Genomic DNA, 13,437 nt, shown 5'->3' on the forward strand with positions numbered 1-13,437 from the left:
CTCTCGCTCACGTAGAAGCAGCGAGAGTGCCGTTCGCTCCGGACGGTCGGGACCTAGCGGGTGCGCACGTGCAGGATGTGCGCCACGTCGCGCCACGGCTCGAGGCGGACGTAGTTCGCCTGACCCCAGTCGAAGACCTGCCCCGAGACCTCGTCGAAGGCCGCGAAGCGCGCGAACGGGTCGAGCCCGAGCGCCTCCATGTCGAGGGTGACCGTGCCTTCCTCCGTGCCGAACGGGTTCAGCGTGACGACGCCCAGGACGATGTCGCCGGTGACCGGGTCGGACTTGGACCAGGCGAGCAGGGCCTCGTTGTCGGTGTCGTGGAAGCGCAGCGTCCGCATCTGGCGCACGGCGGGGTGCGCCCGGCGGATCTCGTTGAGCCGCGTGATCCACGGCTGCAGGCTGCGCCCCTCGGCCAGCGCGCGGTCGAAGTCGCGCGGGCGGAGCTGGTACTTCTCCGAGTCGAGGTACTCCTCGCTGCCCTCCTTGACTGGCTGCCACTCGAAGAGCTCGAAGCCCGAGTAGACCCCCCAGCTCGAGGCGAGCATCGAGGCGAGCGTGGCCCGGATCGCGAACATGCCGGGCCCGCCGGTCTGCAGCGACTCGTGGAGGATGTCGGGGGTGTTGACGAAGCAGTTCGGGCGGGCCTCGTCGATGCGGTCGCGGTGCATCTCGAAGAACTCGCGCAGCTCGTCGCGCCCGGTCCGCCACGTGAAGTACGTGTAGGACTGGCTGAAGCCCGACTTCGCGAGCCCGAACAGCCGCGCCGGGCGCGTGAACGCCTCGGCCAGGAACACGACGCCCGGGTCGACCTCGTGGACCTTCCCGATCAGCCACGACCAGAAGTCGGCCGGCTTGGTGTGCGGGTTGTCCACGCGGAAGACGCGGACCCCGTGCTCCAGCCAGTACAGGACCACCCGCAGCGACTCGTGGTAGATGCCGTCGGGGTCGGTGTCGAAGTTGACCGGGTAGATGTCCTGGTAGCGCTTCGGCGGGTTCTCGGCGTAGGCGATCGTCCCGTCGGGACGCACCGTGAACCACTCCGGGTGGGTCGCCGCCCAGGGGTGGTCGGGCGCGCACTGCAGCGCGAAGTCCAGGGCCACCTCGAGGTCGAGCTCGCGGGCGCGGGCGACGAACGCGTCGAAGTCCTCGATCGTCCCCAGCCGCGGGTGCACCGCGTCGTGCCCGCCCTCGGCCGAGCCGATCGCCCACGGCGACCCGACGTCCTGCGGCCCGGGGGTCAGCGTGTTGTTCGGGCCCTTGCGGTTGACCGTGCCGATCGGGTGGATCGGGGGCAGGTAGACCACGTCGAAGCCCATCGCCGCGGCCCGCTCGAGCTGGGCGTGCGAGGTGGCGAAGGTGCCGTGGACGGCGTTGCCCTCCTCGTCCCACCCGCCGGTGGAGCGCGGGAAGAACTCGTACCAGGCGCCGTCGAGGGCGCGGGCCCGCTCGACGAGGACGTGGTGGTCGGCCCCGCGGGTGAGGAGCTCGCGGACCGGCCGCTCCACCATCGTCCGGCGGACCGGCTCGGACAGCGCCCCGGCGAGCCGCTCCATCACACCGTGCTCGGTGTCGCGCAACGACGACGCGGCCTCGCGCAACGCCGTGGCGAACGTGATCGACGGCGGCATGTGGATCGGCCCGGTGGCCTCGCCGGCGGGCTGGTCGGGCACGTCGGAGACCTGGGCGCGGTCCTCGATCTGGCCGGCCGCGCGGTCGAGCAGGCGGGCGCCGTTCTCCAGGTCGTTGGCGAGCTCGCCCGCGCCCTGACCGGCGGCGACCTTCACCTCGACGGTGTGCACCCACGTGGCCCACGGGTCGCTCCACGCGTCGACCCGGAAGCGCCAGAGGCCCTCGGCGTCGGCCACGAGGCTCGCGGCCGCCTTGTCGGTGTCGTTGCCCAGGTTCACCATGCGGACGCTGCGCTCGGCGCCCACCACGCCGGCGGTGCGCACGGCCTCGGCGTCGGCGTGGTTGACCGGCTCGCAGCGCTGCCAGACGAGAGTCGCGGCGATCGCGTCGTGGCCCTCGCGCCAGATCGTCGCGGAGACGGGGACGACCTCCCCGACGACGGCCTTGGACGGGAACCGCCCGCCCGACACCTCGGGGGTGACGTCGTCGATCCCCAGCCGGCCCTCGGCGAGGCGGGCGCGCTCGGTGGCGAGGTCGACGGTCGGCGTGGGCGCGGGGGTGGGCTCGGCGGCCTCGGCCGTGGTGTCGGCCTGCGCGAGCGCGGCGGCGACCGTGGACTCCGGCGCCGGCTCGGGCGTCGGGTCGGGGGTGGTCTCGGCGGTGGTCGGGGTCGCGACCTCCGGCTCCTCGACCGCGGAGGTGTCCTCCGCGGGGGAGTCGGGGCCGGGGGTGTCGTGCTCGGCGACGACGGGCGCCGGGGTCTCGTCGGGGGTCTCGTCGGCGGGGGTGTCGCCGGCCGGGGTGTCGTCGGCGGGGGTGTCGTCGGTCTTCCCGACGACGGCCGTGGTCCCGGCGGCGGCCGCGGCCGCCGCGGCACCGATGGGCAGGTCGTCGGCGGGGGCCTCGCCGTCGGGGCGCGAGTGGCGCCCGAGCAGCGAGGAGTACGAGGGCGTCGTGACCGTCGGTGCGTCCCCGGCCGGGCCGGTCGACGCAGCGGCGGGAGCGGGCGTGGCGGGCGACGGCGACGGCGCCGGGGTGGGCGTCGACGCACCGTCGGAGGTGGTCGGCCGATCGGATGACGACGGACTCATACCTCGCGCCCTACCCGAACCGGCCGGGTTCGATGCGGCCGGAGCGGTCGGACGGCCGGTCAGAGCGGTGGGCGCGTCGTCGCGGGCGTCCTCGCGGGCATCGCGGACGGGGGAGCCCTCCGGCTGCGGCACCACCGGTCGCCGCCATGGCGGCACGACCGCGCGGAAGCCGCCGGTGGGCGACGACCGCGACCAGGCGGGGGCGGCCGGGGCCGGGCCGCTCGGGGCGGGGGCCGACGGTGCGTGACCGGCGGGTCCCGTCGGGGCGCGGCCTGCGGGGGACTGGGTGGCCGGGGAATGCGTGGCCGGGGGGTGCGCGGCCGGGGGAGCGGGCCGCGGGGGCCGGACCGGCGGGACGGGCGTCGACGGGATCGTCGGGCCGGTGGCGATCGAGGACTCGTCGGGACGGCGACGGGGGCCGTCGTCGGCGAGCGCGACCGAGGAGCGGGAGTGGCCGGGCAGCGGGATCGGGCCCGAGGGGGCGCCGGGGTTCACCGGGGCGTCGGGCGGCGGGGGCGGCCCGAGCTCGACCTCGCCGGCCGATCCCCAGCCGGTGACCCGGCGGGTGGGGCCGGTCGGGTCGCGGGGGTCGTAGCGCGGCGGGAGGTCCTCGGCCGCGGCGGCCCCGTCGGACCCACGTCGCGGCTCGTCACCCGGGCTCGCGGCCGGACCGCGGTCGTCGTCGGGACCGTCCGTCTCCGGACGACGGCCCGTGACGATCGCACGGAAGCGCCCGCTCCACGGCTCGCTACGGCGTCCCGCGGACTCTCCCTCGCTGCTCGGCAGCAGGTCGAAGCCCTCGTTCCGCCCGGTGTCCGGACCCTCGTCGGTGCCCTCGCCGGTACGTCGTCCGGACGGCCACCATCTCCCCAGCACGCTCACGCCACGCAGGGTAGCCAGCGAATCGATCCAGGCGCGACGGGCGATGACGGCGCGTCGGGAGGGTTTGCCTAGGCTTCGACCCCGTGAGAGCACTGCGTCGATTCTCCGTCCGCGCCCAGCTGCCGGCCGCGCTCGCGCCGCTGCAGGACCTCGCGACGAACCTGCGGTGGACCTGGCACGGTCCGACGCAGGATCTGTTCGCCTCGCTCGACGAGTCGGCCTGGCGCTCGACCGGGGGCGACCCGGTGCGCCTGCTGGGGGAGGTCGACCCGGCGCGGCTGACCGAGCTCGCGGCCGACGAGGGCTTCGTCGGGCGGGTCCGGGAGACCGCCGAGGACCTGCAGACCTACCTGGCCGAGCCGCGCTGGTACCAGGGCCGGACGGGCCTGCCCGCCGGCATCGGCTACTTCTCGATGGAGTTCGGCGTCTCCGAGGTGCTGCCGAACTACTCCGGCGGCCTCGGCATCCTCGCCGGCGACCACCTCAAGGCGGCCTCCGACCTGGGAGTTCCGCTCATCGCGGTCGGGCTGCTCTACCGCTCCGGCTACTTCCGGCAGTCGCTCTCGCTCGACGGCTGGCAGCAGGAGACCTACCCGGCGCTCGACCCGCAGGGCCTGCCGCTGCACCTGCTGGCGGGCTCCGACGGCGCGCCGCTGCTCGTCCACGTCGCGATGCCCGACTCCCGGGTGCTCCGGGCGCGGGTGTGGGTGGCCTCGGTGGGCCGGGTGCCCCTGCTGCTGCTCGACGCCGACATCGAGGACAACGACGCCGACCTGCGCCAGATCACCGACCGGCTCTACGGCGGCGACTCCGAGCACCGCATGCGCCAGGAGATCCTCGTCGGGATCGGCGGGGTGCGGGCCGTCCGCGCCTACTGCGGCGTCACCGGCCACGCGGCGCCCGAGGTGTTCCACACGAACGAGGGACACGCGGGCTTCCTCGGGCTCGAGCGGATGCGCGAGCTCGTGACCGGCGAGGGGCTCGACGTCGACCAGGCGCTCGCCGCCGTCCGCGCCGGCACCGTGTTCACCACGCACACGCCCGTGCCCGCCGGGATCGACCGCTTCCCGATCGGCCTCGTCGAGCACTACTTCTCCGGCGACCTGCTGCCGGGGATCCCCGTCGACCGGGTGCTCGCGCTCGGCCGGGAGCCCGACCCCGCCATGTTCAACATGGCGCACATGGGCCTGCGTCTGGCCCAGCGCTCCAACGGCGTCTCGAAGCTGCACGGCGAGGTCTCCCGCGGGATGTTCTCGTCGCTCTGGGGCGGGTTCGACGCGCCGGAGGTGCCGATCGGCTCGGTGACCAACGGCGTCCACGGCCCCACCTGGACCGCGCGGGAGATGCTCGGCCTGACGTCCGGCGCCTCTGGGGCGGGTCCGGAGCTCTTCGGCGTCTCGGACGCGCTGCTGTGGGAGATGCGCGGCACGCTGCGCGCCCGCCTCGTCGACGAGGTGCGTCGCCGGGTGCGGCGCTCGTGGCTCGAGCGCGGCGCCTCCGAGCCCGAGCTGGGCTGGACCGAGCGCATCTTCGACCCGTCGGTGCTGACGATCGGCTTCGCCCGCCGCGTCCCCACCTACAAGCGCCTCACCCTCATGCTGCGCGATCCGGAGCGCCTGAAGGCGATGCTGCTCGACCCCGAGCGCCCGGTGCAGCTGGTGATCGCCGGCAAGTCGCACCCCGCCGACGACTCGGGCAAGCGGCTCATCCAGGAGATGGTCCGCTTCGCCGACGACCCGGCCGTCCGCCACCGCATCGTCTTCCTGCCCGACTACGACATGTCGATGGCCCGCTACCTCTACTGGGGCTGCGACGTCTGGCTCAACAACCCGCTGCGCCCCCTGGAGGCGTGCGGGACCTCCGGGATGAAGTCCGCCCTCAACGGCGGGCTCAACCTCTCGGTGCGCGACGGCTGGTGGGACGAGCTCTACGACGGCCGCAACGGCTGGTCGATCCCCACCGCCGACGGCGTCGACGACCCCGACCGCCGCGACGACATCGAGGCCGCCGCCCTCTACGACCTGATGTCCACCCAGGTGGCGCCGCTGTTCTACGACCGCGGCGCCGACGGGGTGCCCGACCGCTGGACGACGCTGGTCCGCCACACCCTCGCCACGCTCTCGCCGAAGGTCCAGGCGACGCGCATGGTCACCGACTACGTCACCGACTGGTACGCCCCGGCGGCCCGGGCGGCGGCGCAGGTCACCGCCGGCGGGTTCGCGGGCGCCAAGGAGCTCGCCGACTACCGGGCGCGCCTCGACGCCGCGTGGCCGTCGGTGCGGGTCGCCGAGGTCGACGCCTCCGGTGCCGCGGACACCCCGGTGCTCGGCGCGCCCATGACGGTGCGGGCCTCGGTGGAGCTCGGCGGGCTGGAGCCGCACGACGTGCTGGTGCAGGCGGTCGTCGGGCGTGCCGACGACGCCGACGAGCTCTCGGCGTCCGTGGTGGAGCCGATGACGGCGGTCGGGCAGTCGGGGAGCTCCGACCTGTTCGAGGTGACCGTGGCGCTCCCGCACGCAGGGGTGCTCGGCTACACGGTGCGGGTGCTGCCGGCCAACGAGCTGCTGGCCTCGCCGGTGGAGCTCGGCAAGGTGGTCCTCCCGGCGTAGGTGGCTTTCCGACGACGGGCCCGGGGCCGGGTCCGTCGTCGGGGTCCCGCGGCCGGGTCGCTGCGGCCGGGTGGGGTCGGGGTCGGTGGCGGCCGCCCAGGTCGGTGGAAGATCTCATCGAGCGGCGCGGACCGATCGGTCCTGACCCCATTCCGCGCCGCGCGACGAGATCTTGCTCAGGATCGCTCGGCCAGGACCCGGCGGAGCGCGGCGACGAAGGCCTCGGGGCTGCCGGTGAGCTCGTGCCAGTTCGTGCGGATGACGGTCCATCCCGCCGCGGTCAGGGCGTTCTGGCGGGCGGCGTCGTGGACGAAGGCGCGCAGGTCGCGGTGGTAGGCCCAACCGTCGACCTCGACGAACACCTTCTGGTCCGGGAACCCGATGTCGAGCACCACCCGGCCGAAGCCCGGGACCTCGACCGGCAGGTTCGCGACCCACCCGACGACCGCCGCGAGTCGCAGACGGCCGTGGGCGACGCGTTCCGCCTCGGAGACCGCACCGCCGGCGGCCAGGGCGACCAACCTCGCGAGGAGGGTGGCGCCGGGCCGGCCCGAGCGACGGGTTCGTCCCGCGCGGAGGGCGCCGACGGTGACCTTCCGCCGCTGCAGGGCGGCGTCGAAGACCTTCGCGCCCTCGGCGGTCCCGAGCTCGACGGCAGCGTCCAGGACGGTGGCGACGGTCGTCGTGACGCGGAGTCCCCGGTACGTCGTGCGGTCGCTCGCGGGCACCGTCCGCCGGACGAGCTGGACGCCCGGCCGACGCCGCCGGCCGTGGTCCTCGCCGATCGCTATCCGGAACCGGCGGGGTCGGTCCTCCCGGAGACCCCACCACCACGCGGCGCCCGCCCCGACGAGTACGGCGTCCTCGCCCAGGGAGAGCATCGCCGCGCGAACGGTGGCCCGATCGCTGGGCTGGTGGGAGGCGTCCTGGTAGACGCGGTACCCGACCCGGATCCACTCCTTCGCGGCGACCCGTCGCTGCACAGCCTCGCGGCTGACCTCGTGGTCGCGGGCCTGGTCGAGGGTGACGAGGCCGTCCTGACGGCTCATCAGCAGACGCAGCCGGTACTCCGATTCCCTACTCATACCGGCTCGGAGTGCCGCACGGCTCCCGCGGTTCCACCGAGATTCGTCGAAGATCTCGTCGGACGGCGCGGACCGATCGGTCCCGGCCCCATTCCGCGCCGGGGAACGAGATCTCCGCGCTGACACCCTGACCTGGCCCGCCCTGCCGATCACGGGGCCGGCGAGGGCCGACCCGGGCGCCTACGCCGAGCGGAACACCAGGAACGTCCGCCCCGGCACGGTGACCACCGACCCCGCCGCGACCGGCTCCATCGAGTCGGGCGCCCCGTCGGCCGTGCCCGACGTCAGCTCCGGCACCCACGCCGGGTCGCCCAGCCACGCCGGGAGCTGCACGTCGACCGGGCCGGTCCCCGCGTGGAGCACCATCAGCAGCGACGACGCCGAGCGCACCCGCACCACGAGCGTCTCCCGGTGCCGCCCCCAGTCCTCCGCCCCGAGCTCGCGGGTGTCCTCGGCGAGCCACACGATGTCGGGCACCTCGCCGACGGCCAGGTCGGAGTGGCCGTAGAAGAAGTCGTCGCGCCGCAGCTCGGGCACCGACCGGCGCAGGGCCAGCACGCGCGACACGAACCCCGTGAGCTCCGAGGACGACCAGTCCCGCCACGACGTCTCGTCGTCCAGGCAGTAGACGTTGTTGTTGCCGTGCTGGGTGTGGCCGAGCTCGTCGCCGCCGAGCAGCATCGGGGTGCCCGCCGAGAGGCCCAGCGTCGCGAGCAGGTTGCGCATCTGGCGTTCCCGCAGGGAGAGCACCGCCGGGTCGGTCGAGGGCCCCTCGACCCCGCAGTTCCAGGAGCGGTTGTCCTCGGTGCCGTCGCGGTTGTCCTCGCCGTTGGCCTCGTTGTGCTTGTGGTCGTAGGAGACGAGGTCGCGCAGGGTGAAGCCGTCGTGCGCGGTCACGAAGTTCACCGAGGCCGCCGGGCCGCGGCGGGGCCAGTAGATGTCCGACGAGCCCGCCAGCCGCGTCACGATCTCCGACACCGCGCCGTGGCCCCGCCAGAAGTCGCGCGCCCCGTCGCGGTAGCGCCCGTTCCACTCCGCCCACACCGGTCCGAACCCACCCACCTGGTAGCCCTCGCCGGTGCAGTCCCACGGCTCGGCGATGAGCTTCACCTGCGAGAGCACCGGGTCCTCGGCCAGAGCCACGAGCAGCGGGGCGTCGCGCGAGAACCCCGAGCCGCCGGGACGGCCGAGCGTCGAGGCCAGGTCGAACCGGAAGCCGTCGACGCCCATCTCGGTCACCCAGTACCGCAGGCAGTCGACGACGAGGGCCGTGACCAGCGGCGACCCGGCGTCGAAGGTGTTCCCGCAGCCGGTGAAGTCGATGTCGCGGCCGTCGGGGCCCAGCTGGTACCAGCCCGGCCCGTCGAGCCCCCGCCACGACAGCGACGGCCCGTCGACCCCGCCCTCGCAGCTGTGGTTGAACACGACGTCGAGCACCAGCTCGAGCCCGGCGGCGTGCAGCGCGTCGGCCATCGCCCGGAACTCGGCGATCTCCCGGCCGGGCACCGCCGCGTACCGCGGCTCGGGGGCGAGGTAGGCCAGCGTCGAGTAGCCCCAGTGGTTGCGCCGTCCGCGCGCCATCAGCGAGGGCTCGGGGGCGTTCGCGAACACCGGCAGCAGCTCCACGGTCGTCACGCCCAGCCGCGTCAGGTGCTCGAGCACCGCCGGGTGCGCCACGCCGCCGAACGTGCCGCGCAGCTCCGCCGGCACCTCCGGGTGGCGCATCGTCAGGTCGCGCACGTGGGTCTCGTAGAGCACGGTGTCGCGCCAGGGGACGTCCGGACGGTCCTTCCCGACGATGCCCTCGGGCGCCGGGACCAGCGCGTACGGCACGTGCCCGGCCGAGTCGACGGTGGAGACGGCGCCGGTGAACGGGTCGCCGGAGTAGGCCAGGGCCGCGTCGAGGTCGATGAACCGGCCCCCGACCTGCCGCGCCCACGGGTCCACCAGCAGCTTCGCCGGGTTCGTCCGGACCCCCGTGGCGGGCGACCACGGGCCGTGGACCCGCAGTCCGTAGCCGGTCCCGGGCGCGACGTCGGGCACCGTGCCGCGCCACCAGCCGGCCTCGTCGGGAACGAGCTCGATGCGCCGCTCCCCACCCGGGTCGAGCTCCGCTCCGCTTCGTCTCCCGTCCAGGAGGCACACCTCCACGGCCTCCGCGGTCGTCGTGGCGGGCACGAGGACCGACAGGGTCCCGTCCTCCGCGAGCCGAACACCGCGACGGTCGGTACCCGAGTGGCTGGAGGTACGCATGACGGGAGATGGTGCCCGATACCCACCGGTCCCCGGCACGCTCGCGCCGACCCGGATCGGAGAGGATGGCCACTGTGACTGCCCAGCCGGTCCCCCCGACCACCCCCGGCGACCTCGCCGACGACCGCCCGCACGCCGACGAGATCGTGCGGATGCGCGGCGTCTCGGTGCGCCGCGGCGGCAACACGCTGCTGGGGGCGATCGACTGGACCGTCGAGCTGGACGAGCGGTGGGTGGTCATCGGCCCGAACGGCGCCGGCAAGACGACGCTGCTGCGCCTGGCCGCTGCCGAGATGCACGCGACGACGGGCACGGTCGACCTGCTCTCCGAGCGGATGGGCCGGGTCAACGTCTTCGAGCTGCGTGAGCGGATCGGGCTCGCGTCGGCGTCGCTGGCCGGGCGGGTCCCCGCCGACGAGACCGTCCTCGACGTGGTGCGCAGCGCGGGCTACGGGGTGCTCGGCACCTGGCACGAGACCTACGACGCGCTCGACGACGGGCGCGCCGAGGCGATGCTCGAGGTGCTCGGCGCCGACCGGTTGTCCCACCGCGAGTACGGGACCCTCTCCAGCGGCGAGCGCCAGCGCACCCTGCTCGCCCGCGCCCTGATGACCGACCCGGAGCTGCTGCTGCTCGACGAGCCGGCCTCCGGGCTCGACCTCGGCGGCCGCGAGGACCTCGTCGCCGGGCTGACCGCGCTCGCCGCCGACCCCGACGGCCCGACGATGGTGATGGTCACCCACCACGTGGAGGAGATCCCGCCGGGTTTCACGCACGGCATGCTGCTGCGCGAGGGCGGCATCGTCGCGCAGGGCCTGCTCGACGACGTGATGACCTCGGAGAACCTGTCCGCCGCGTTCGACCAGCCGCTCGAGCTGCTGAGCCGCCGCGGCCGGTTCTCCGCATACCGCCGATAGGGTCTGATCGGCATCTACCTGAAGGAGCAGACGTGACCGAGTTCGTGCGACTCGAGGTCGAGAGCGGGGTCGGGACGATCCGCCTGGACCGTCCGCCGATGAACGCCGTGAACCGCCAGGTGAACATCGAGCTGGCCCAGATCGCCTCCGAGGCGGCGCAGCGCGAGGACGTGCGCGCGGTCGTCGTCTACGGCGGTGAGAAGACCCTCGCGGCCGGCGCGGACGTCAAGGAGATGGCCGACCTCACCTACGCGCAGATGGCGGCCCGCAGCCGCGAGCTCTCGCACGGGTTCGGCGCGGTGTCGGAGATCCCGAAGCCGACCGTCTGCGCGCTGACCGGCTACGCGCTCGGCGGCGGGTTCGAGATCGCGCTGTCCTGCGACCGCCGGATCGCCGGCGACAACGCCACGGTCGGCCTGCCGGAGATCCTGCTCGGGATCATCCCGGGCGGCGGCGGCACCCAGCGCCTCGCCCGGCTGATCGGGCCGGCGAAGGCGAAGGACCTGATCTTCTCCGGCCGCTTCGTCAAGGCGCCCGAGGCGCTGGAGCTGGGGATCGTCGACGAGGTCGTGGCCCCCGACGAGGTCCTCTCGCGGGCGACCGCGTGGGCCGGCCAGTTCGCGAACGGCCCGACCCGCGCGTACGCGGCGGCGAAGGCGGCCGTCGACCGGGGTCTCGGCATGGACCTGCGCGACGGCCTCGACTTCGAGTCCGAGGTGTTCGCGGCCCTGTTCGGCACCGAGGACCAGGTGATCGGGATGCGCAGCTTCATCGAGAACGGGCCCGGCAAGGCCCAGTTCCTGGGCCGCTGATGGCCGCCCCGAACGCCAACCCGACCCAGGCCGAGGTCGACGCGGCGCGGAACGACCCCAAGCTCGCCAACGTGCTCTACCACGACTGGGAGGCGGGCACGTACGACGAGAAGTGGTCGATCTCGTACGACGAGCGCTGCATCACCTTCGCGGTCGACCGCTTCCGGGCGGTCTCGCCCGACCACGGCCCGTTCGAGCACGCGCTCGAGCTGGGCAGCGGCACGGGGTTCTTCCTGCTCAACCTCATGCAGGGCGGGATCGCGAAGCGCGGCACCGTGACCGACCTGTCCCCGGGCATGGTCGAGGTCGCGGTCCGCAACGCCGAGGGCCTCGGGCTCGACGTCGACGGGAAGGTCGCCGACGCCGAGACGATCCCCATGCCGGACGACTCCGTCGACCTCGTCGTCGGGCACGCCGTGCTGCACCACATCCCCGACCTCGACCAGGCGTTCCGCGAGATCCTCCGGGTGCTCAAGCCCGGTGGGCGGTTCGTGTTCGCGGGGGAGCCGACGCGGATCGGCGACCTGTACGCGCGCAAGCTCGGCCAGGCGACGTGGTGGGCGACGACGACCCTGACGAAGCTCGGCCCGCTGCAGGGCTGGCGTCGTCCGCAGGCGGAGCTCGACGAGTCGTCGCGGGCCGCCGCGCTCGAGGCGGTCGTCGACCAGCACGTCTTCGACCCCGAGCGCCTGGAGCGCTTCGCCCTCGGGGCCGGCGCCGTCGACGTCCGGTGCGTCACCGAGGAGTTCGCCGCGGCCCTGTTCGGCTGGCCGGTGCGGACCTTCGAGGCGGCCGTGCCCCCGGAGAAGCTGGGGTTCCCGTGGGCGATGTTCGCCTACCGGGGCTGGCAGCGGCTCTCGTGGCTCGACGAGCACGTGCTCTCGCGGGTCCTCCCGCGGGGGCTGTTCTACAACGCCCTGGTCACCGGGGTGAAGCCGGCGCCGCCGGACGCCCTCTAGGTGGCCTACGGCTTCTCCGCGGCCGACGTCGCCTTCCTGACGACGGCCGCGGGGCGCGCGGCGCTGGAGGCGTTCGCCCCGTCGGGCGACCGGCTCGCCGACGTCGCCGCGGCTCGTCGCCGGGTGGGCGACGAGCACGCGGCGGCGCTGCTCGAGACGGCGCTGCTGCGCGCCCGGGCCCGCGGCCGGCTGCCCGACGGCTGGCTGTGGACCGCCGACGCCCTCGAGCAGGCGACCGCGCTGCCGGTCGCCGAGCACCGGGCGCGCCGGATCGCCGCGGTCGCCGGCGGCCGGGTGGTGCACGACGTGACCTGCTCGGTGGGTGTCGAGGTCGCGACGCTCTCAGCGGTGCTCGACCGGGTGGTGGGCTCCGACCTCGACCCGGTCCGCCTCGCGATGGCCCGCGCGAACCTGCCCGGCGCCCGCCTGGTGCGTGCCGACGCCCTCGCCCCGGTCACCCGCGACTCGATCCTGGTGGCCGACCCGGCCCGGCGGACGGCCTCGGGTCGGCGGGTGCGGCGCCCGTCCGAGATGGCCCCGCGCCTCGACCTGCTGTGTCAGCACTGCGGCCATGCTGACACTGAACGTCACAGACGCCGCCACGATCTTGTCGTCTCGACCGCTCCCGGCCTCGACTTCGGCCTCGTCCCCTGGGCCCGCGAGGTGGAGCTGGTCTCCCTCGACGGCCGGGTGCGCGAGGCGGCGCTGTGGTCGGCCGGGCTGGTTCCCGACGATGCCCCGCGCCGTCGCGCCACGGTGCTCCGGACCGCGGGGGAGGGCGACGAGCTCACCGACCTCGACGACGACACCTGCCCGGTCACCGACGTCGACGCCTGGCTCGTCGACCCCGACGGCGCGGTGGTGCGGGCGGGCCTGGTGCGCCACTACGCGGCCCGCCACGGCCTCGCCCAGCTCGACCCGCACCTGGCCTACCTGACCGGACCACGGCCACCGTCGGGAATCCGCGCGTTCCGGGTGCTCGAGCACGGGCCGTACGGCGAGAAGGCCCTGCGGCAGACGCTGCGGCGCCGCGAGGTCGGGCGGGTCGAGATCCTCGTGCGCGGCCTCGACGTCGAGCCCGACCGGCTGCGTCCGCGCCTCAAGCTCGCCGGGCCGAACGCGGCGACGGTCGTCCTCGCCCGGGTGGGCCGTGGTGCGCAGGCCTATGTGTGCGATGCACTCGTGAGCACTTAGCGG

At 74.5% G+C, this 13,437-nt stretch carries 8 protein-coding genes; 5 read left to right on the top strand and 3 right to left on the bottom strand.

Annotated elements, in window-relative coordinates:
- Positions 1-53: 53 nt before the first annotated feature.
- Complete coding sequence (locus tag ACFPBZ_RS04065; RefSeq protein WP_378034839.1) at positions 54-2,129, bottom strand: alpha-1,4-glucan--maltose-1-phosphate maltosyltransferase; 2,076 nt, start codon at positions 2,127-2,129, stop codon at positions 54-56.
- A 1,559-nt stretch (positions 2,130-3,688) separates the two neighbouring features.
- On the opposite strand from ACFPBZ_RS04065, the gene glgP reads away from it, so the two are divergent.
- Positions 3,689-6,214: an alpha-glucan family phosphorylase gene (gene glgP / locus ACFPBZ_RS04070; RefSeq protein ID WP_378034717.1), complete on the top strand. Its 2,526-nt coding sequence runs from the start codon at positions 3,689-3,691 to the stop codon at positions 6,212-6,214.
- 176 nt (positions 6,215-6,390) lie between these two features.
- Here glgP and ACFPBZ_RS04075 read toward each other — a convergent pair whose 3' ends face one another.
- Together ACFPBZ_RS04075 and glgX are read right to left on the bottom strand one after the other, a co-directional pair.
- Positions 6,391-7,299, bottom strand: a complete 909-nt coding sequence (locus tag ACFPBZ_RS04075) for a DUF559 domain-containing protein (protein ID WP_378034718.1) — start codon at positions 7,297-7,299, stop codon at positions 6,391-6,393.
- A 180-nt stretch (positions 7,300-7,479) separates the two neighbouring features.
- On the bottom strand, positions 7,480-9,552 hold the full coding sequence (gene glgX, locus ACFPBZ_RS04080; RefSeq protein ID WP_378034719.1) for a glycogen debranching protein GlgX: 2,073 nt from the start codon (positions 9,550-9,552) through the stop codon (positions 7,480-7,482).
- A gap of 65 nt (positions 9,553-9,617) precedes the next feature.
- Between glgX and ACFPBZ_RS04085 the strand changes: the two genes are divergently transcribed.
- From ACFPBZ_RS04085 to ACFPBZ_RS04100, 4 genes are read left to right on the top strand one after another with little or no spacing between them, the layout of a single operon-like run.
- Positions 9,618-10,469: an ABC transporter ATP-binding protein gene (locus ACFPBZ_RS04085; RefSeq protein ID WP_378034720.1), complete on the top strand. Its 852-nt coding sequence runs from the start codon at positions 9,618-9,620 to the stop codon at positions 10,467-10,469.
- Between the two features lie 32 nt (positions 10,470-10,501).
- On the top strand, positions 10,502-11,281 hold the full coding sequence (locus ACFPBZ_RS04090) for an enoyl-CoA hydratase/isomerase family protein (protein WP_378034721.1): 780 nt from the start codon (positions 10,502-10,504) through the stop codon (positions 11,279-11,281).
- Positions 11,281-12,240 carry a class I SAM-dependent methyltransferase gene (locus ACFPBZ_RS04095; RefSeq protein ID WP_378034722.1) on the top strand — a complete coding sequence of 320 codons (960 nt, stop codon included), beginning with the start codon at positions 11,281-11,283 and terminating at the stop codon, positions 12,238-12,240. Before ACFPBZ_RS04090 ends, ACFPBZ_RS04095 begins: the two co-directional genes overlap by 1 nt.
- Positions 12,241-13,434, top strand: coding sequence for a class I SAM-dependent methyltransferase (locus tag ACFPBZ_RS04100; protein WP_378034723.1), 1,194 nt, complete (start codon positions 12,241-12,243; stop codon positions 13,432-13,434). It abuts the gene before it with no gap.
- Positions 13,435-13,437 lie beyond the last annotated feature (3 nt).

The organism is Actinomycetospora atypica, from assembly GCF_042653685.1.
Taxonomy (GTDB): Bacteria; Actinomycetota; Actinomycetes; order Mycobacteriales; family Pseudonocardiaceae; genus Actinomycetospora; species Actinomycetospora atypica.